Source organism: Altererythrobacter sp. B11 (assembly GCF_003569745.1).
GTDB lineage: Bacteria > Pseudomonadota > Alphaproteobacteria > Sphingomonadales > Sphingomonadaceae > Croceibacterium_C.
Window position 1 is genome coordinate 3113448 of sequence record NZ_AP018498.1, and the last position, 20508, is coordinate 3133955.

General features: G+C 65.0%; 18 protein-coding genes. All 18 read left to right on the top strand.

Going from position 1 to position 20508, the window contains the following annotated elements:
• The first annotated feature begins 9 nt into the window (after nt 1–9).
• The 18 genes from AEB_RS14825 (at nt 10) to guaD (ending at nt 20468) form a co-directional block, all read left to right on the top strand.
• Complete coding sequence (locus tag AEB_RS14825) at nt 10–978, top strand: isopenicillin N synthase family dioxygenase (protein ID WP_197714441.1); 969 nt, start codon at nt 10–12, stop codon at nt 976–978.
• Nucleotides 979–1002: 24 nt separating this feature from the next.
• Nucleotides 1003–2292, top strand: a complete 1290-nt coding sequence (locus AEB_RS14830; protein ID WP_172593118.1) for a multidrug effflux MFS transporter — start codon at nt 1003–1005, stop codon at nt 2290–2292.
• Between the two features lie 160 nt (nt 2293–2452).
• Nucleotides 2453–3598 carry a bile acid:sodium symporter gene (locus AEB_RS14835; RefSeq protein ID WP_231958762.1) on the top strand — a complete coding sequence of 382 codons (1146 nt, stop codon included), beginning with the start codon at nt 2453–2455 and terminating at the stop codon, nt 3596–3598.
• Nucleotides 3595–4941 carry an AtzE family amidohydrolase gene (locus tag AEB_RS14840; protein ID WP_119083829.1) on the top strand — a complete coding sequence of 449 codons (1347 nt, stop codon included), beginning with the start codon at nt 3595–3597 and terminating at the stop codon, nt 4939–4941. The genes AEB_RS14835 and AEB_RS14840 overlap by 4 nt, the downstream gene beginning before the upstream one ends.
• Nucleotides 4938–6299 (top strand): NCS2 family permease, encoded by a 1362-nt coding sequence (locus tag AEB_RS14845; protein ID WP_119083830.1) that lies wholly within the window; start codon nt 4938–4940, stop codon nt 6297–6299. Before AEB_RS14840 ends, AEB_RS14845 begins: the two co-directional genes overlap by 4 nt.
• Nucleotides 6299–7219, top strand: a complete 921-nt coding sequence (locus AEB_RS14850) for a 5'-methylthioadenosine/S-adenosylhomocysteine nucleosidase (RefSeq protein ID WP_119083831.1) — start codon at nt 6299–6301, stop codon at nt 7217–7219. The genes AEB_RS14845 and AEB_RS14850 overlap by 1 nt, the downstream gene beginning before the upstream one ends.
• Nucleotides 7220–7238: 19 nt before the next feature.
• Nucleotides 7239–8822: a gamma-glutamyltransferase family protein gene (locus AEB_RS14855; protein ID WP_119083832.1), complete on the top strand. Its 1584-nt coding sequence runs from the start codon at nt 7239–7241 to the stop codon at nt 8820–8822.
• The gene (locus tag AEB_RS14860) at nt 8816–10063 is read left to right on the top strand and encodes an allantoate amidohydrolase (protein ID WP_119083833.1); all 1248 of its coding nucleotides are present in this window, start codon (nt 8816–8818) and stop codon (nt 10061–10063) included. Before AEB_RS14855 ends, AEB_RS14860 begins: the two co-directional genes overlap by 7 nt.
• A 43-nt stretch (nt 10064–10106) precedes the next feature.
• The gene (locus AEB_RS14865; RefSeq protein WP_197714498.1) at nt 10107–11288 is read left to right on the top strand and encodes a pyridoxal-phosphate-dependent aminotransferase family protein; all 1182 of its coding nucleotides are present in this window, start codon (nt 10107–10109) and stop codon (nt 11286–11288) included.
• Nucleotides 11285–12172, top strand: a complete 888-nt coding sequence (gene puuE / locus AEB_RS14870; protein WP_119083835.1) for an allantoinase PuuE — start codon at nt 11285–11287, stop codon at nt 12170–12172. Before AEB_RS14865 ends, puuE begins: the two co-directional genes overlap by 4 nt.
• Nucleotides 12169–12549 carry an oxalurate catabolism protein HpxZ gene (gene hpxZ / locus AEB_RS14875; protein ID WP_119083836.1) on the top strand — a complete coding sequence of 127 codons (381 nt, stop codon included), beginning with the start codon at nt 12169–12171 and terminating at the stop codon, nt 12547–12549. The genes puuE and hpxZ overlap by 4 nt, the downstream gene beginning before the upstream one ends.
• On the top strand, nt 12549–12995 hold the full coding sequence (uraD, locus tag AEB_RS14880) for a 2-oxo-4-hydroxy-4-carboxy-5-ureidoimidazoline decarboxylase (RefSeq protein WP_119083837.1): 447 nt from the start codon (nt 12549–12551) through the stop codon (nt 12993–12995). Before hpxZ ends, uraD begins: the two co-directional genes overlap by 1 nt.
• Nucleotides 12992–13321, top strand: a complete 330-nt coding sequence (gene uraH / locus AEB_RS14885) for a hydroxyisourate hydrolase (RefSeq protein WP_119083838.1) — start codon at nt 12992–12994, stop codon at nt 13319–13321. Before uraD ends, uraH begins: the two co-directional genes overlap by 4 nt.
• A gap of 6 nt (nt 13322–13327) precedes the next feature.
• The gene (locus AEB_RS14890; RefSeq protein WP_119083839.1) at nt 13328–14515 is read left to right on the top strand and encodes a urate hydroxylase PuuD; all 1188 of its coding nucleotides are present in this window, start codon (nt 13328–13330) and stop codon (nt 14513–14515) included.
• Nucleotides 14512–15948: a xanthine dehydrogenase small subunit gene (gene xdhA / locus AEB_RS14895; RefSeq protein ID WP_119083840.1), complete on the top strand. Its 1437-nt coding sequence runs from the start codon at nt 14512–14514 to the stop codon at nt 15946–15948. Before AEB_RS14890 ends, xdhA begins: the two co-directional genes overlap by 4 nt.
• Complete coding sequence (gene xdhB, locus AEB_RS14900; RefSeq protein WP_119083841.1) at nt 15941–18253, top strand: xanthine dehydrogenase molybdopterin binding subunit; 2313 nt, start codon at nt 15941–15943, stop codon at nt 18251–18253. Before xdhA ends, xdhB begins: the two co-directional genes overlap by 8 nt.
• Nucleotides 18250–19173, top strand: coding sequence for a xanthine dehydrogenase accessory protein XdhC (gene xdhC, locus AEB_RS14905; protein WP_119083842.1), 924 nt, complete (start codon nt 18250–18252; stop codon nt 19171–19173). Before xdhB ends, xdhC begins: the two co-directional genes overlap by 4 nt.
• Nucleotides 19170–20468, top strand: a complete 1299-nt coding sequence (gene guaD / locus AEB_RS14910) for a guanine deaminase (protein WP_119083843.1) — start codon at nt 19170–19172, stop codon at nt 20466–20468. Before xdhC ends, guaD begins: the two co-directional genes overlap by 4 nt.
• The last annotated feature ends 40 nt before the right edge of the window (nt 20469–20508 follow it).

The following is a 20508-nucleotide window of genomic DNA, read 5'->3' on the forward strand; positions in this document are numbered from 1 at the left end:
AGAATCGCAGTGACCGTTCCCGCAGCCGATTTGCCCATCATCGATTTCGCCCCCGCCCGCTCGGGCGACAAGGAGGGGCTGCGCCTGGTGGCCGGCCAGATCGGCGCGGCGGCACGCGAGATCGGCTTCTTCTATCTTCGCGATCACGGCGTTGCTGAGGAACTGGTGGACGAAACCTATGCCGCCGCCGCTGCGTTCTTCGCCCTCCCCTCATCGGCGAAGGAGGCGCTCTCCATCGCTCGCGTGGGCAACAATCGGGGCTACGCAGGCTTCGGCACCGAGAGCCTCGATCCCGCGACTCTCGCCGACGCGAAGGAGGCCTTCAATCTTGGGCGCGAACCCGAACCTGACGAGCTTCACCGCGAGGTTCAGGATTCGGTCGGCGGCAATCAATGGCCAGAACTGGCCGGCTTCCAACAGACGACAAGCGCCTATTACCGCGCAATGCGCCAGTTGGGGGAAGACCTGCACCGCGCCTTCGCCGTCGACCTCGGCCTCGCCCCCGACTATTTCCAGCCGATGATCGACCGCCCGATGGCGACGCTTCGGTTGCTCCATTACCCCCCGCATCCGGGTCAATTCGATGGTACCCGCTTCGGCGCGGGCGCGCATACGGATTATGGAAACCTCACCTTGCTCACACAAAGCGATGCCGGCGGCCTGGAGGTGCGCAAGCGCAACGGGGAGTGGATCAGTGCACCGCCCCTTCCCGGCACCTTCGTATGCAACATCGGCGACTGCCTGATGCGCTGGAGCAACGACATCTACGTCTCCACGCCGCACCGCGTCGTCAATCGCAGCGGGCGAGAGCGCTATTCGATCGCTTTCTTCTTCGATGCCAATCCGGACGCGCTGGTGGAATGCCTGCCGGGTTGCCAGAGCGAGGACCGCCCTCCCCTCTACCCACCCATCACAGCCGGAAACCACCTGCGCGAACGACTCGACGCCACATACGCGCATCGGCAGAAGCGCAGCTGATTTGCACTGACGGGCAGCGCCCGCGTGGCCGCATCATCTCTCGGAAGAACAACGCGAGCGGCAACGATCCGCCTCGGACGGAGCGAGATCCTGCTGCTTGGCCTGCTGTCGGCGATCGGGCCGATTGGCATCGACATCTACCTGCCCGCCTTCGCGGCGATCGCAGCCGATCTGCAAACCGATATCGGTTCGATCCAGCTGAGCATGGCAGTTTATTTCCTCGCCTTAGGGCTAGGGCAGCTTCCCTTCGGCATGGCTTCGGATCGCTTTGGGCGGAAGGGGCCAATACTGCTGGGGCTGACCCTATTCATCGTGGGGTCGATGGTCTGCGCCACAGCCGAGCAAGTAAGCGCGCTGCTCGCGGGGCGCTTCGTCCAGGGCCTTGGCATCTGCTCCATCCTTTCGATTGTAAGAGCGGTCGTGCGCGATCTGCATGGAGGGAAGGAAGCTGCCCACCTGGCCGCGCGGATCCTCCTCGTCGTCAGCGTCTCGCCAATGCTGGCCCCGCTGGCAGGCTCTGTAATCATCAGTTTTGGCGTCTGGCGCGCCATCTTCTGGCTGCTGGCAGCGCTCGCTGGCTGCCTGCTCTTGGCGAGCATACGCTTCTTGCCCGAAACGGCACGATCCGCGGGCTCACCCGATAAGCATGTGCCTATCGCCCAGCTACGCGCACTCATTCGGGAGCGTGAGTTTCTTCTGCCCACCCTCCTCCTCGCCTGTGCTCAGGCGGGCGCATCGCTATACCTCGCCGGGTCGTCGGCAGTCTATTTGCTTCACTACCAAGCCACGACCTTTGCCTATAGCCTCGCCTTTGCGGCCAACGCCGGAGCGATGATCCTGGCCGCGCAGTGCAATCGCTATCTGATCGGGCGTTTTGGCATGGCGGCGGTGTTGGTATTAGGGACCGGGATCGGAGCCTTCTCCATCGTGCTGTTCATAGCTGCCAAACTGGTCGGCCACGCCGGCTTCCCACTTGCCTGCGTTTGCTTCTTCCTCTTCTTCGCGGCGTTTGGCTTCGTGATGGGGCCGGCTTCGGTGCTCGGCATGGAAAAGCAGAAGCACGCAGCGGGTGTTGCCGCCGGGCTGCAGGGGACAATCCAGTTCGCGGCGGGTGCGCTAGCTGCCGGCCTGCTAGGCCTGCTCGAGCGGGAAGGCTCGCTGGAGCCGCTGTTATCGCTGCTGGGCGTTGGCCAACTCGCCGCCTTTTCCCTGGCACTGCTGTGCAGAAAGATGGGTGAAGGGAATGTCGGCAGCCACGGCCCCGCGCTGCATTACCGCCGCCTGTGCAAAAACCGGAAAGATAGCTGTAAATGACAGCCGAACGGCGGAGCGAAGGGACGCGACAGGTGGCCAACGGCGCATATTGCCGGACGAGCTCGGATCCATCGCGCACGCATTTTTGCAATGATCTGTTCTTGTCATTCTATTTGCTCGGTAGGGTAACGGCGGGCATGGTCGGCTGCATGGTGCGCGGGTGAAACTACCGTTTTCGCTGGATCCGTTTCTCATCGTGCTGGTCGCGGTGGTCGGCGGGGCGTCGCTAGTGCCGGCGCGGGGCGTTGCTGCCGATTGGGTCGGCATGGCCGCGGATGTTGCGATCGCGCTGCTGTTCTTCCTGCACGGCGCCAAGCTCTCGCGCGCTTCAATCCTTCGCGGCATGGGCAACCTGCGGCTGCACTCACTGGTGCTGGCCTCTACCTATCTGGTTTTCCCCGCGCTGGGCCTGTTCGCGGTGTGGCTGCTGGCGGGCCGGGCAGACCCTCTGCTGCTGTCAGGCGTGCTCTACCTGACGCTGCTGCCTTCGACCGTACAGTCCTCTATCGCCTTTACTGCGATCGCCGGCGGCAATGTGGCGGCCGCGGTGTGCAGCGCTTCGCTTTCCAACCTCATCGGAATCGTCCTCACCCCGCTGCTGGTGGGAGCGCTGATGGCCGTTTCAGGCGAAGGTGCGGTATCAACCGCAGACGCAGCAAAGGCCATTGCCCTGCAATTGCTCGCCCCCTTCCTCGCCGGCCATTTCCTGCGCCCGCTGATTGGCAGCTTTGTCGACCAACACAAGGCGATGCTGGGCAAGGTGGATCGCGGCTCGATCCTGTTGGTGGTCTACTCCGCCTTCAGCGCCGCCGTGGTGGAAGGCCTGTGGACCCGCGTCGGTTGGTCCGATCTGGGTCTGCTGCTGGTGATCAGCGCCGTCATCCTGGCACTTGTGATGGGGGTCAACGCTCTCGCCGCTCGCCTGTTCGGCCTTCCGCGCGAGGATGCGATCGTGCTGCTGTTCTGCGGCTCCAAAAAGAGCCTCGCTTCTGGCGTACCCATGGCGGGCGCGCTGTTCGCGCCGGTGCAGGTCGGCATGATCGTGCTGCCGCTGATGATCTTCCACCAGCTCCAGTTGTTCGTTTGCGCGATCCTGGCCGCGCGCTTCCGCCGCGAGGCTGAAACACAGGCAGCGGCGGCGGTCCCCCCCGCGATCCCGTCGACGGAGGCCGAAGTTACCGAAGTCGCGGGCGCGCTGGGCTTGCCTGTGCCCGCATCCTGCATGCCCGGCGTCCTTGCCAATATGGCGCTGCTCCAGCGCCACGCGGACACGCTCCTGGCGCCGCCTGAAACGTCGCGGCCATGATGCAGGCGGTTGAAATCGCGGCGGCGGTTCGCGCCGGAACGCTGCGCGCGCGCGATGTGACCGAGCGCGCGCTCGCTGCGCTCCAAACCGAGGCGCGCCCGCTGGTAGCGGTCACTCGCCTGCTTGCCGAGCGGGCACGGCGCGAGGCCACGGAGGTAGATGCAGCCGTCGAGGCCGGGCGGGATCCCGGGCCGCTCGCGGGAGTGCCTTACGGGGTGAAGGACCTGTTCGCCGTCGAGGGTCTGCCTAACACGGCCGGGTCGAGCCTCTACGCAAGTGCTGCGCCCGAACCGGCAGACGCGCGCGCTATTGGCTTGATGCGTCGGGCGGGCGCAGTGCTGACTGCAACGCTGAACATGGACGAGTTTGCCTATGGCTTCGCAACAATCAATGCACGCCACGGCACGACCCGCAATCCACACGATCTTGCCCGACTGGCCGGTGGCTCGTCCGGCGGCTCTGCCGCAGTTGTCGCAGCAGGACTGCTGCCCGTCTCGCTCGGCTCGGACACCAACGGTTCGGTGCGGGTACCGGCGAGCCTGACAGGGACCTACGGCCTGAAACCGACCCATGGCGACCTGCCACTCGAGGGCGTCTTCCCCTTCGCAGCCAGCTTCGACGACTGCGGACCTTTCACCTCGTCAGCAGCCGACATGGCCTGTGTGTGGGAAGTACTCTCAACCAAGTCTGCGGCGGCCGGCACCGGTGACCCGCCGCGCATCGCCCGGCTGGGTGGTCGTTTCGCGGAAAATTGCGATCCGGACCAGTTGGACGCGATGGACGCCATCGCACCTGACGCGCCGGTGGTCGAGATTCCCGAAATCGCCCGAGCCCGCTCAGCTGCGTTCCTCATCACCGCTTGCGAAGGCGGCCGGCTGCACCAAGCGGCGCTGGCGGAAAATGCAATGGCATTCGATCCCGCCACGCGCGATCGCCTGCTGGCAGGCGCCCTGCTCCCGCAAGACATCTACGCTGCCGCACAGGCCTTCTGCACGAGCTTCCGAGCGCGCGTGCTGGAGCTTATCCGCGATTACGACGTGCTGCTCGCGCCAGCGACACCTTGCGAGGCCCCGTTCGTCGCCGACCCGACGATCACCATCGACGCCCAACGCGTGCCAGCGCGTGCCGATCTGGGTATCCACACCCAGCCGATCACCTTCACCGGCCTGCCGTCATTGGCCGTACCACTGCATCGGCCGGGACGGCTGCCGCTTGGCCTGCAACTGATCGGAAAGCCACATGGGGAGCCCGCCCTGCTGCGCTTGGCCGCCATGCTCGAACAACGCGGTCTCGTCGGATCGTCGCCGCCGCAATGCGCATTTCAGGGGGAAGCCGCACAATGAGCGAAACAGTGGTGCACGCCGAAGTGCCGACCAGACATGACCGGCTGGACCGGTATTTCCGTTTGGCGGAGCGTGGGACGAGCGTGCGGACCGAGGTGCTGGCTGGGATCACCACCTTTCTCACGATGGCCTATATCGTGCTGGTCAATCCCTCGATCCTCGGCGCGGCGGGCATGCCGGTGGCAGCCGTCGCGGCGGCGACCTGCTTCGCCGCGGGCTTCGCCTCGATTTTGATGGGATTGAGTTCCAACACTCCGCTCGCGCTTGCGCCGGGAATGGGCCTTAACGCCTATTTCGCCTATACGGTGGTCGGCCAGATGGGTGTTCCCTGGCAGGTCGCGCTGGGCTGCGTATTCCTCTCAGGCATCCTCTTCCTCCTTCTTACCTTGACCGGCGTGCGACAGATGATTGTCGCCTGCATCCCGCCGCACCTGTTCGCCGCCGTGGCCGGGGGCATCGGCCTGTTCATCGGTTTTATCGGGCTGCAGAATGCGGGAATCGTGATGGCCAGCCCGGCTACGGCTGTCTCACTCGGCGATCTTAAGACGCCCGGCGCCGGACTTGCGCTGTTCGGCCTGCTGCTGATAGCTGTGCTCAGCATCTGGAGCGTGCGTGGTGCGATGCTGATCGGAATAGTCGGCACCACGCTTGTCGGCTGGATGTTCGGCATGGTTGCGATCGAACCGGTCCCCTACACCTTCGCGACGATGACCGAGACGGTCTTCGCACTCGACATTCCGGGCGTCTTCAACCTGTCCGCTACCCATGGGCTTGGCGTGGTGGAAATCCTCTTCGTGTTCATGTTCGTCGACATCTTCGACAATATCGGCACGCTTGTCGCGGTCACGAAGCGCGCGGGACTGATCAACGCCGCCGGCAAGATCCCCGGCCTCAATCGCATCCTTATGTCGGATGCCGTAGCCACCGTGGTCGGCTCTATGGCCGGAACCAGCACGGTCACCTCCTATGTCGAAAGCGCCGCAGGCGTGCAGGCGGGCGGACGGACAGGTCTCACTGCGGTGGTCACGGGCGTGCTGTTCCTCGCCACAATGTTCGTCGCCCCTTACGCGCAAATCGTGCCACTTGCCGCCACAGCGCCGGCGCTGATCGTCGTGGGAGGGCTGATGCTGCTGCCGCTTAAGGAGGTAGAATGGGAAGATCCGATGGAGGCGATCCCGGCCTTCCTGACAGTGGCCATGATCCCCTTCACCTACTCCATCGCCAACGGCCTCGCTTTCGGCATTACCGCCCATGCTGGGCTCAAGCTCCTTCGCGGCCGGGCGACTACCGCCGACTGGTTCCTGTTCCTGCTCGCGGGGGTGTTCGTCCTGCGCTTCGTGTGGATGGGAGCGGCCTGATGAAGCACCTCCTCCTCGCCGTCCTCGCGCTGCTCGCCCTCCCCGCCACAGCATCCGCACAGGTTCGCGACGAGACGCCGCGTACGGTCGTGATGACAGCCTTCGAACCCGAATGGGATGCGCTCGTACCGCATATCGAGCAGCCTAAATCCTATTCGAAAAACGGCGTGACCTTCCTCACCGGCACGCTGGAGGGTAAGCCCGTCGTGCTGATGCAGAGCAATGTGTCGATGGTGAATGCCGCGATGAACACGCAGCTCGTGCTCGACCATTTCAATGTCAGCAGGATCGTCTTCTCGGGCATTGCGGGTGGGATCGACCCCGCACTCTCTATCGGTGACGTGGTGGTTCCGACAGACTGGGCGCAGTATCTCGAAGTGAGCTTTGCGCGCGAAACCGACAAAGGCTGGGTCGTGCCGGAACCGGTCGACGAGATCGCCCCGCCTAACTACGGCATGATGTTCCCGCGGGGGGTCCGGGTGGGCAATGCGGCAGAGCCGGTGCAGCGGCATTACACGCTGAAGGTCGATCCCGACCTGGTCAAATTGGCCGGGGAAGTGGCCCGCAAGGTAACGCTGAAACGCTGCGTTGAGGCGACCCCCCGGGTGCCCGCCGCCTGCCTTGAGCACGAACCCAAGATCGTGATCGGCGGCACCGGTGTCAGCGCCGGCGTCTTCGCTGACAATGCGGAGTTTCGCGACTATTTGCAGCGTGCGTGGAAGGCCAACGTCCTCGACATGGAAAGCGCGGCGGTGGCGCAGGTCGCCTATGCGAACCAGGTGCCGGTGATCGTCTTCCGCAGCCTGTCAGACCTCGCTGGTGGCGATGCGGGCAAAAACCAGATGTACACTTTCATGGCGCTCGCATCGATTAACTCTGCCGATGTCGTGCGCGCCTTTGTTGCGGCGCTGCCGAATTGATGGCGCCGGACTGACCGCCATGAAGCTTGCAACAGTCACTGGCATGCAGGGCATGGTCACCGCCCCGCATTTCCTCGCCTCCGAGGCTGGACTCTCCGTGCTGCGCGACGGCGGCAATGCCGTGGAAGCGAGCGTGGCGGTCGCTGCGACGCTTGCGGCGGTCTACCCCCATATGACCGGCATCGGCGGCGACGGGTTCTGGCTGGTCGCCGAGCCTGGGGGGCGCGTGCATGCGGTCCATGGCTGCGGCGGCGCAGCGGAGGCGGCCGACTTGTCCTTCTACGAAGGACTGGCGGAGGTGCCTTCGCGCGGGCCGCTTGCGGCGAATACGGTCGCCGGAACCGTCTCTGCCTGGGCCGCCGCGCTCGAGAGCAGTGGCGGCGCGCTGCCGTTGACCCGTCTGCTGCACGATGCGATCCGGTATGCCGAGGCGGGCGTGGCACTCACCGCAGGCGGTGCGAGCATCGCTTCGGGCAAGGGAGACGAATTGCGCCGCCAGCCAGGCGCCTATGCCGAGACCTTCGAACCCGGCGGAGTGCCGCTCCGTGAGGGCGACACGCTGCGGCAACCGGCGCTCGCCGAGACCTTCCGACGGCTTGCCGAAGATGGACTGGACAGCTTTTACAGCGGTGCGCTGGCCGGCGACATCGCAAGTGACCTGCAAGCGTTGGGCAGTCCTGTAAACGGCGCCGACCTGGCAGCGCATCGGGCGACCCGGCCCGATCCGCTGCACGTATCGATCGACGGGGCCAGGCTGTTCAATTCCGCGCCGCCGACACAAGGCTTCGCGTCCCTGATGATTTTGGCGGTGTTCGATCGACTTACCGCGGACGAAGCAGACGACTTCGCGCATGTCCACGGGCTGGTCGAAGCGACCAAGCAGGCCTTCCTGTTGCGGGACCGGCATGTGGGCGATCCGGCCTTCCACCAATTCGACTATCAGGCTGCGCTCGCCGACAGCGCCGCGCTTGACGAGCTAGCCCGACGCATCAGCCCGATACGCGCGCTGCCCTGGCCGCAACCGTCACATTCGGGGGATACATGCTGGTTCGCCGCGGCCGACGCCGATGGACGCGTCGTCAGCGCGATTCAGTCGACCTACCACGAATTCGGGTCGGGTGTGGTGCTGCCGCGCACCGGGATTACTTGGCAAAACCGCGGCAGTTCCTTCCGCCTCGCGGAGAGCGGCTGGAACACGCTCAAGCCGTTTCGGAAGCCGTTCCACACGCTCAACCCCGCACTCGCCCAGTTCCATGACGGCCGAGTCATGGCTTATGGTACGATGGGCGGCGAAGGGCAGCCGCAGACACAGGCGGCGCTGTTCACCCGCTACGCCCGCTTCGGAATCGACTTGCAGGAGGCGATCAGCCGTCCGCGCTGGCTGCTCGGTCGGACTTGGGGCGAGCAGAGCACCACGCTCAAGCTGGAGGACGGTTTCGATGAGGCGCTCTATGGCGATCTCGGTGCCGCCGGGCATGATGTCGAGCGGGTCGGCCCGCTGACCGCGATGATGGGCCACGCCGGCGCAATCGTGCGCCATCGCGACGGGCGGCTGGAGGGCGCGACCGATCCACGCAGCGATGGTATGGTCGCGGCATGGTAGGCGACCTGCCCGCTGGCGGTGGACGAGCCGTGGCACGCTGCGATGCGCTGGGCGTGGCGCCCTATAGCGACATGCAGGGCGGTCTCTATCGCGGCTATCTTATGCCGGCCTACATGGCCGCGCAGCAGGCGCTGGCCGGCTGGATGGAGCAGGCGGGCATGGCCGCAGCACGTGATCCGGCCGCCAATCTGATCGGCCGCTATGAAGGCACCAGGCCCGATGCTCCCGCGTTGATCATCGGCAGCCATCTCGACAGCGTGCGCGACGGCGGACGCTATGACGGACCGTTGGGCATCATGCTGGGTGTGGAATGCATCGCAGCGCTGCATGAGAGCGGCAAGCGCATGCCATTCCCAATCGAGGTGATCGCCTTCGGAGACGAGGAAGGCTCACGCTTCCCCGCAGCCATGCTGACCAGCCGCGCGGTGGCCGGAACGCTGGCGGCGGACGCGCTGGATCTGACGGATGCGGAAGGCGTCCCGCTGGCCAACGCCGGGGTCGATGTCGCGACCTATCTGCAGGCGGTGCGCGAGCCAGGTTCCGCTCTCGCCTATCTCGAAGCGCACATCGAACAGGGCCCGGTGCTGGAAGCGGAGGGCCTTGCCGTCGGCACTGTCACCGGCATCGCCGCGCAATTGCGCTACGAAGTGAGGGTGACGGGTATGGCTGGGCACGCCGGCACGACGTCGATGCCGCTGCGACGCGATGCGCTCGCCGGTGCCGCGGAGATGATCCTGTTGGTCGAGCGCCTTGCCCGCGCCGATGAATCCGATCTGGTCGCCACCGTGGGCAAGATCGCGGCGCGGCCGGGAGCGGCCAATGTCATCTCCGGACAGGTTTCCTTCATGGTCGACATCCGCTCCGGCGATCCGGCACGGCGCGACCGCGTAGCGCAGGCGACCCTCACCGAATTCGACCGGATTGCCACGGCACGAGGCCTCGCATTGGCTAGCACGCTGATCCACGACCTGCCCGCCAGCCCCTGCAACGGCGATCTGATGGAGCTTATGGATGCCGCAATCGCCGATGCCGGGCAGCGGCCGTTCCGGCTGGTTTCCGGCGCGGGCCATGATGCGATGGTGATGGCAGCGCTTTGCCCCACCGCCATGCTGTTCGTCCGCTGCCGGGGCGGCATCAGTCATCATCCGGCCGAACATGTCGAGCCCGCCGACGCCGAGACGGCACTGCGGGTCATGCTCGGCTTCATCACACGCCTGGGAGAGAATTTTGGCCGTGCCTGACACCAATCTGTTCGGCGAGATCGACCCGCCCCAGCGGCTTCTGATGGGCCCCGGGCCGGTCAACGCCCATCCGCGCGTGCTGCGCGCGATGTCCGCTGACCTGCTGGGCCAGTTCGACCCGGAGATGACCGGCTACATGAACCAGGTCATGGAACTCTATCGCCCGGTCTTCGGGACGGAGAACCGCTGGACCATGCTGGTAGATGGTACGGCTCGCGCGGCGATTGAGGCTTCGCTGATCAGTCTCGTCACCCCGGGGGATACTGTGCTGGTGGTCGATTTCGGCCGATTTGGCCTGTTGTTGCAGGAAATCCTTCAGCGGATCGGGGCTAAGATCGAGGTTGTGAGCGTGCCCTGGGGTGAGGTGGTCCCGCTGGACGCAGTCGCCGCAGCGATCGAACGCACGGGTCCGAAGGTCGTCGCCACGGTCCATGGCGACACGTCCACCACGATGGCACAGCCACTCGAGGGGCTTGGTGACCTGTGCCGCGCAGCGGGCGCGCTATCCTATGTCGATGCCACCGCCACGCTGGGGGGAATGGAGATCGCGGCGGATCGCTGGGGCGTCGATATTGTCACCGGCGGGCTGCAAAAATGCCTCGGCGGCCCCTCCGGCTCAGCGCCGATCACGATCAGCGACCGCGCCGCCGAGCATATCTTCGCACGTCGCCACACCGAAGCGGGTATTCGCATGGCCGGGCTCGACGACGGCAGTGGGCCGCGCATCCCGTCCAACTACTTCGACCTGGCGATGATCATGGATTACTGGTCGGAAAAGCGGCTCAACCACCATACCGAAGCGACCAGCATGCTCTACGCCGCACGCGAATGCGCCCGTGTGGCGCTGGGCGAAGGGCTGGATGCGCGCTTTGCCCGCCACGCTGCGGCCGGCCGCGCGATGACCGTGGGCCTACGCGCAATGGGCCTTACCGTATTCGGCGACGACGCTCACCGCATGACCAATGTCACCGGCGTTCATATTCCCGACGGCGTCGATGGCGAGGCGGTTCGCTCCATGATGCGCGAGGAGTTCGAGATCGAGATCGGCACCGCTTTTGGACCCCTGCAGGGCAGAGTCTGGCGAATAGGCGCGATGGGCTACAACGCCATGAAGCACAAAGTGCTGATCACGCTCGGCGCACTTGAAGCCTGCCTGCGGCGGGAAGGCTTCAGCCTGCCGGCGGGCGAGGCGGTGGAGGCCGCGATGACGGCGTGGGAGGCATGACCGGTCCGCGCGATCTCGTCGGCTATGGCGCCAATCCCCCCGCGGCGAATTGGCCCAACAACGCGCGGATTGCCGTGCAGTTCGTGATTAATTACGAGGAGGGCGCGGAGAACAGCATCCTCAACGGCGATGCCGGCTCGGAGAGCTTCCTATCCGAGATGGTCGGCGCGGGCAGCCATCCGGCGCGCGCAATGGCGATGGAAAGCCTCTATGAATATGGCAGCCGCGCGGGATTCTGGCGGCTATATCGGCTGTTCAAAGAACGCGATCTCCCACTGACTGTGTTTGGCGTTGCCAAGGCCATGGAGATGAATCCTGCCGCGGTCGAGGCGATGCTGGAAGCGGACTGGGAGATCGCCAGCCATGGCTTCCGTTGGATCGATTACCAATATGTGCCCGAAGAGGTCGAGCGAGAGCATATCGCCCGCGCGATCGAGCTGCAGACGAAGCTAACCGGCAGCCGCCCGCTGGGCTGGTATCAGGGCCGAACCTCGCCCAACACAGCGCGGCTCGTGGTGGAGGAAGGGGGCTTCGTCTACGACGCGGATTCCTATGCGGACGACCTGCCCTATTGGGATCGCCAGCACGGCAGGCCGCAGCTGATCGTGCCCTATACGCTCGACGTGAACGACATGAAGTTCGTAGCCTATAACGGCTTCGACGAAGGCGATGCCTGGCTGCGCTACATGATCGATACGTTCGAGCAATTGCGCGCCGAAGGAGGGCGGATGATGTCCGTCGGCCTGCATGGCCGCATCGCCGGCAAGCCAGCCCGCGCCCGCGCGCTGGCCCGGTTCCTCGACTACATCGTCGCGGCCGGCGACGTATGGGTCGCACGCCGCATTGATATTGCCCGCCACTGGCTGGATGAGCACCCCGCATGACGATCGACGATCCCGAACTGCTGCGCGAAGTGACCACGGCCTTCTATGAGTACGAACGGGCACTGATGGAGGATGATATCGCGGCGATGGATGCGCTGTTCCACGATGCGCCGACGACCAACCGTTATGGCGTTGGTGAAACGCTGTACGGAATCGAAGAAATCCGGGAATTTCGCAACGGTCGCGGCGGGTCGCCGCAGCGCAAGCTGGGGCGCGTGTCCATCACTGTCTATGGTGACAGTTTCGCGACCTGCGACGCGGAATTCCACCGCGAGAACAGTGCGGCCAAGGGTCGCCAGACGCAGGCATGGGCCAAGTTTCCGAACGGGTGGAAAGTCGTGTCCGCCCATGTCAGCCTGCAGGGGAATACGCACTGATGAGCGCAGCTCTGTTCGAACACAGCCCTTGGGTCGAGCAACGCGCTGATGCGGCGCCCGCCACCGGCAACCGACATGCCGATCTGATGGCGGTGCTGCGGGCCGCTTCGCTCGAAGAGCAACTTGCCGTGATCCGTGCCCATCCCGAACTTGCGGGCAAGGCGGCGGTTGACTGCACGCTGACCGAAGCAAGCGCCGCCGAACAGGCCTCGGCCGGACTCGACCGGCTGACCCAGGAGGAATTCGGCCGCTTCCATGCGCTCAACGCCGCATATCGCGAGCGGTTCGGCTTTCCATTCATCATCTGCGTGCGGCTGAACGACAAGGCTGGGATCCTCGCGGCGATGGAAGCGCGGCTCGCAAACGATCGCGAGGCAGAAATCGCCGAAGCACTGCACCAGATCGGGGAGATCGTGCGCCTGCGGCTGGAGGATCTCGCCCGATGAATTCGCTTTCCACCCATGTGCTCGATACGATGCACGGCCGTCCGGCAGCTGGCATGGAACTGACGCTGCACGATGCCGCAGGCGCAATGCTGTTTTCGGGCACCACCAATCAGGATGGGCGCTGTCCTGACCTGCCAACGGTGGGGACGGGGCGCTATCGCCTTGAATTCGCGGTTGCCCCCTATTTCGCGGCGCTTGGTATCGAGCTACCTGCCCCTCCCTTTCTCGACCTCGTGCCGATCATGTTCGGAATCGCCCACAGCGGCCATTACCATGTGCCGCTGCTGGTCTCCCCCTTCGCCTATTCCACCTATCGGGGGAGCTGAAGGGGCATGGGGGAATTCACCGAATGGCTTAACCTGGCGCTACGCTGGCTGCATCTGATCACCGGTATCGCCTGGATCGGCTCGTCTTTCTACTTCGTCTGGCTCGACAACCACCTGACCCCTCCGAAGCAAGGCGATGCGTCGGGGGAATTGTGGTCCGTCCACGGCGGCGGCTTCTACCACAATGAGAAATATGTGGTCGCTCCGGCGCATATGCCGGACGATCTGCACTGGTTCAAATGGGAAGCCTACTGGACCTGGATCAGCGGCTTTTCGCTGCTCGTGCTGGTTTATTATGTCGGTGCGAAGAGCTTCCTCATAGATCCGGCGAAGGCCGACCTCAGCCCGCTGGAGGCAAGCGCGATCGGCCTGTCGGCACTGGCAGCAAGCTGGATTTTCTACGACCAGTTGTGTCGCTCGCGACTGAAAAGCAACAATTTTGCCATCGGCCTCATCTGGTTCGCCTTCCTTGTCACAGCGGCGTGGGCGCTGTGCCGAGTGTTCAACGACCGGGGCGCCTATCTCCATGTCGGAGCAATGACCGGCACGGTCATGGTGGCCAATGTGTTCTTCGTAATCATTCCCAAGCAACGCCAGGCGGTGAAGGCGCTGATGGCGGGAGACGTGCCCGATCCGGCGCTTGGTGCGGCGGGCAAGCAACGCAGCATGCACAACAATTACATGACGCTGCCGGTGCTGTTCATCATGATCAGCCACCATTATCCGATGACCTATGGCGCGGCACATCCCTGGGTGGTGCTCGCGCTGCTGTCCGCCACCGGCGTCGCGATCCGGCATGTGTTCAACCTGCGGCACACAGGCCAGAGCACCGAGGCAACGATAGCAGTCGCGGCCATGTTCGCCGCAGCGACCGTCATATATGTTACCCTGGAAAAGGCTGAGTTGTCGCAGCAGGCGGCAGACGGAGCGGAGGCGGCGAACTATGCCGCCGTCGCCCCGATACTCGCTGAACATTGCGCCGCCTGCCACAGTGCCCGGCCGACGCATGCGGGGTTCAGCGAGCCGCCGCTGGGCGTGGTGCTGGACACATACGATCATGTCCGCGCGCTGGCGCCGCGCATCAAGGCGGTGGCGGTTGATTCAGATGTCATGCCGCTCGGCAACGAAACCGGGATGACCGCCGAAGATCGCACGCTGCTGGGTAGCTGGATCGCGAAGGGAGCACCTCAATGAGCCTGCGTTTCATCCTCGACGGCGCTCTCGTCGAACTCGAAACGGTGGATCCCACCGCGACGGTGCTCGACCACCTGCGCTATGCGATGGGCCGCACCGGTACGAAGGAAGGCTGCGCCGAAGGCGATTGCGGTGCTTGCACGGTGCTGGTCGGCGAACTTTCGGAAGACGGCGACGGTGTCGTCTGGCGGAGCGTCAACGCCTGCATCCAGTTCCTGCCGATGCTGCACGGCAAAGCGCTGCTGACGGTCGAGAGCCTCGCGCGAGGCCGCGCGCTCAACCCGCTGCAGGCGGCGATGGCGGAAAACGGCAGCTCGCAATGCGGCTTCTGCACGCCGGGCTTCGTCATGTCGCTCTACAGCAAGGCAATCGGCGGCGTGGGCAACGACCTGCCGGTGGAGGACGTGATCGCGGGCAATCTGTGCCGCTGCACCGGCTATGGTCCGATCCTGGGTGCCGCCCGCAGCACCGGATCGCTGGAGCGGGACGACAGCGCGCTTACCGAGCAATTGCGCCCACTCGCTTCGGACGACACCGTCAGCGGCGAATATCGCGGTCGCCGATGGTTCGTGCCCCGCAGCGTGACGGCTCTGGCGAGTCTGCTCGCCGATCATCCTGATGCACGCATTGTGGGCGGCGCGACCGACGTCGGCCTGTGGGTCAACAAGGGGCTCAAGACGCTCGAAACAGTAATCTTCGTCGGCGACGTTGCGGAATTGAAGATGATCAAGGAGGCGCCGGAGGGCGTTACGCTCGGTGCGGGGGTTCGCTACGCGGATGCCCATGCCGCATTCGCCCGGCTGGCTCCCGAACTCGGCGAGCTCACACGGCGCATCGGCGGACTGCAGGTACGCAATGCCGGGACGGTGGGCGGCAATATCGCCAATGGATCGCCAATCGGCGATGGCCCGCCCGCGCTCATCGCTTTGGGCGCCACGCTTACGCTCGCCAGCGTGGAAGGATCGCGCACGCTTCCGCTGGAGGATTATTTCATCGATTACGGCAAGCAGGATCTGCGCTCGGGAGAATTCGTTCGCAGCATTCATATTCCCCGCCCCGGGCCGAATGATCTGGTCCATATCTCCAAGCTGTCGCGCCGCTTCGATAGCGACATTTCCGCCGTGTGCGGGTGCTTCAAATTGACGATGAGTGACGGCGCTATCACGGCCGCGCGCGTCGCCTTCGGCGGCATGGCGGCTACGCCCCGTCGTGCCCCCGCCTGCGAAGCGGCCCTCACCGGAAAGCCCTTCGGCGAGATCACAATCGCCGCCGCCGCCGAGGCGCTTCGCGGCGATTACTCACCGCTCACCGACGTGCGCGGCAGCGCCGACTATCGGCTCGACAGCGCTGCGAGCCTGCTCTGGCGGCTGTGGCACAAGGCGCAGGGGACCAAGGTTAGCGTGCTCGATCTGGTGGAGACCGCCGATGGCTGAGCATGACCCCGCCCGTCCCGCTTTCCTCAAGCCGGCCAAACCGCACGACAGCGCGCATCTGCATGTCAGCGGGCAGGCCCGCTATGTCGATGACGAGCCAGAAGCAGCCGACCTGCTCCACCTCGCCTTCGGACAGAGCACCGTCGCTCATGGGCGGATCCTTTCGATGGATCTTTCGGAGGTCGAGGCGGCCGAGGGTGTGGTCGCGGTCTACACCGCCGCCGACATCCCCGGCGAAAACAACGTCAGCCCGGTCCAGCACGACGATCTGCTGCTGGCAGAAGAGGAAGTGGTCTGGCTCGGTCAGCCGATCTTCCTGGTCGCCGCGACCAGTCAGCGTGCCGCCCGCAAGGCCGCGCGGCTTGGTAAGATCGATTATCAAACGCTACCCGGTCATTTCGACATTACCGCGGCGCGCGCGGCGGAGAGCCGGATCGAGGACACGCAACTCATGGCGCAGGGCGATGCCTCCCGCGCGCTGGATGCCGCCCCCCGCCGACTGACGGGCGTGCTGACGATGGGCGGACAGGACCACTTCTATCTCGAGGGCCAGGCAGCCTTCGCGCTGCCGGGCGAGGACGGGCAGGTTCATATCGTCAGTTCCACCCAGCATCCGAGTGAGGTCCAGCATCTGGTCGCCGAGATGCTAGGGCGCAGTTCGGCGGATATCACGGTGGAAGTCCGCCGCATGGGCGGAGCCTTTGGCGGCAAGGAATCGCAGGCGGCGCTGTTCGCCGCCGCAGCCGCGCTGGTTGCCGACACGACGCGGCGGCCAGCCAAGTTCCGCTGCGACCGCGATGACGACATGGTGCTGACCGGCAAGCGCCATGATTTCACCTTCGGTTACGATGTCGGCTTCGGCGAGACGGGAAAGATCGCGGCAATAAAGATCGATCTCGCCGCGCGCTGCGGGGCGACGATGGATTTGTCGCACTCCATCTGTGACCGGGCGATGTTCCATGCGGACAATTGCTACTTCCTGTCTGACGTCGAGATCGTCTCGGAGCGGCTGCGGACGCACACCGTCTCCAACACCGCCTTCCGGGGGTTCGGTGGCCCGCAGGGAATGGTCGGGATCGAGCGGGTGATGGACGCAATCGCGGCCGACCTTGGGCTCGATCCCCTCGATGTGCGCCTCGTCAATCTCTATGGGCCGGGCCGTGACTGCACACCCTACGGCATGACGGTTACCGACAATATCGCTCCCGAACTGATCACCGAGCTGCGGCTCCGCGCCGATTACGACGCGCGGCGGCGGGCGGTAGCGGAATTCAACAAGACGAGCCCAGTGCTGAAGAAGGGCATCGCGCTCACCCCCGTGAAATTCGGTATCAGCTTCACCACCCCCCACCTCAATCAGGCTGGCGCGTTGGTCCACGTTTACACGGATGGTTCGATCCAGATCAATCACGGCGGGACCGAGATGGGGCAAGGGCTCTACGTCAAGGTTGCACAGGTCGTCGCCGATGTCTTTGCCGTGCCGCTGGAGACGGTCCGCATCACCGCGACGCGGACGGATAAGGTGCCGAACACGTCGGCCACAGCGGCCTCCTCGGGTTCAGACCTCAACGGCATGGCCGCTTTCCGCGCCGCCACTACTATCCGTGATCGGCTGGTCGCCTTCCTCGCCTGTGAATACGGCTGCGAGGAGAGCCAGGTACTTTTCAGCGATGGAATGGTATTCGCGGGCGAGCACCAGCTGGCATTCGGCGACGTGTGCCGTGCAGCACAGATCGGGCAGATCTCGCTGTCCTCCACCGGCTATTACGCCACTCCCGACATTCATTACGACAGGGCCGCGCACAAGGGTCGCCCCTTCTATTACTTCGCCTATGGCGCCGCGGTGTCCGAAGTGGCGATCGACACGCTGACGGGCGAGCACAAGGTGCTGGCGGTAGACATTCTTCACGATGTCGGCCGTTCGCTCAATCCGGCGATTGACCTTGGCCAGATCGAGGGGGGCTTCATCCAGGGCCAAGGCTGGCTTACCACCGAAGAGCTCGTCTATCATCCCGAGACCGGCGCCCTGCTCACGCATTCGCCAGCGACTTACAAGATACCCACCGCTTCCGACCGCGCGCGGCATTTCACAATCGAACTGTGGGACGGGGAGAACAGCGAGCCGACGATCAACCGCTCCAAGGCCGTGGGTGAGCCGCCCTTCATGCTCGCAATATCGGTATTTTCCGCACTGACCCAGGCCGTGGCTGCCGCGGTTCCGGGACGCAAATCGCTTCCGGCACTCGACGCGCCGGCCACGCCCGAAACTATCCTTCGGGCTATCGCAGGGCAGCGGCAGGCGTGACAGGTTGGCTCGAATGGTTGCGGGATGCAGCCAGGCGCAAACCGGTCGCCCTAGTCAGCGTGCTTGCGACCGAGGGTTCGGCGCCGCGCGGCGCAGGCACACGCATGCTCGTCACCGCCGGCACGCTTCAGGGCACGATCGGCGGCGGCAAGCTCGAATACAATGCTGTTGAACAGGCGCGCGCTATTCTTGGTCTGCGGCCCGGCAGCTGGCGCATCCAGGACTATCCGCTCGGCCCTTTGCTCGGCCAGTGCTGCGGTGGGCGCGTGCGCCTGCTGGTCGAGCATGTCGATCCGGCAGCGCTCGACTGGCTCGAAGGGGCTGACGCGGACAGCGTGCTCGTCTCCTCTCTCGGCGAGAGCGGGATCGTCCGCACGCTCGCGCCCGATGCCGCGCCCGGGTCGGTCTCGGCGCGAGGCGAGCGGCCGGGACCGGGCGCCGTGCTGTGCGAACGGATCGGCGAGCCGTCCCGCCCCCTTTATCTTTTCGGCGCCGGCCATGTCGGCCAGGCCGTGGTGCGCCACGCATCCGCCCTGCCCTTCCGTCTGGCCTGGTTCGATACGCGCGCCGAGCAGGAGACGATCGACGGCGTGACGCTGGTTGCGACTGAAGCGATCGAAACATGTGTCGCCGAAGCGCCCGCCGAAGCCGCAATCGTGATCATGACGCATGACCACGCGCTCGATTACCGCCTCACGATCGCCGCGCTGTCGCGCAATCCGGTGGCGTTTGTCGGCCTGATCGGCTCCGCGACCAAAAAGGCACGCTTCCTCAGCCGATTGCGCCAGGACGGCCTGGCAGACGAAGTAATCGCCCGGCTGACATGTCCGATCGGGATTCCCGGCCTTAAAGGCAAGGAGCCGGACGTGATCGCGATTGCCACTCTGGCCCAGCTGCTGCAATTGTCGGGCGCGCGATGACTGTCAGGGCTTTTCGCGGGGAGATCCTATCGGTCCCCCACGATCCGCGCGACGAGCCGGAAGCTGTCCGCCACGAGCGAGACGCATTGCTGGTGATCGAGGACGGTATTGTCGTTGCGCGCGGGACTTATGCCGAACTTGCGGAGCGCTATGCCGCTCTTGAGATCGAGCATCTTACCGGTCTGATCGTTCCAGGCTTCATCGACGCGCACATTCACTATCCGCAGACGGACAGCGTCGCCGCCCATGGCGAGCAGCTGATGGACTGGCTGACGCGTCACATCTTCCCGGCCGAGAAGGCCTTTGCCGATCGCGCCCATGCCGATGCGGTGGCCGATTTCTTCCTCGACGAGTTGCTGCGCAATGGCACGACAAGCGCGCTCGTCTTCCCGACCGTGCACGAGCATTCGGTGGACGCGCTGTTCGAAGCGGCGCGAGCGCGGGGCATGCGGATCGCCTCCGGCAAGGTGCTGATGGATCTCGGCCCCGAAGACCTGCGCGACACCGCCGCGTCAGCGCGCAGCGAAAGCGAGGCGCTGATCCGCCGCTGGCACGGCCGTGACCGGCTGAGCTATGCGGTGACGCCGCGCTTCGCCCCGACGTCGTCCGACGGGCAATTGCAGGTCGCCGGCGAACTGCTGGCCGCCCATCGGGACGTCCTGCTGCACACTCATTTGGCTGAGAACGAGCGCGAATGCCGCGAAGTGCAGAAGCGGTTCCCCGACGCCGCGGACTATCTCGACGTCTATGACCGCTTCGGACTGGTTAGCGAACGATCGGTTTTCGCCCACTGCATCCATCTATGCGACAGATCACGCACGCGGCTAGGCGAGACGAATGCTGGCGTCGCCATCTGCCCCAGTTCCAACCTTTTCCTCGGCTCCGGGTTCTTTGACTTCGGAGAGGCGGACAGACACCGGCTGAAGCTGGGCCTCGGCACCGACGTCGGCGCGGGTACCAGCTTCTCGATGCTCCATACCGCCGGGCTCGCCTATCAGGCAGCGCTTGCGCGCGGTGACAGGCTCGATGCGTTCCGTGCGCTCTACCTCGCGACGGCAGGCAGCGCGCGCCTGCTGCATTTCGCCGACAAGGTCGGCGCGCTGGAGGTTGGGCAGGAAGCCGATTTCGTGCTGCTCGATGCACAGGCTACGCCACTGCTGGCGCGCCGCACCGCCGGAGCCGATATCGCCGAGCGGCTGTTCGCGCTGCAGATCCTGGGTGACGACCGGGCGATCGCGCGCACCTATGTGATGGGCCGGTGCGTCTGGCGCCGGTCTTCCGCCGCCCCTGCCTGAATTTTGCAACGCTGCATCAATCCGATTGCGTTTGCTGCGA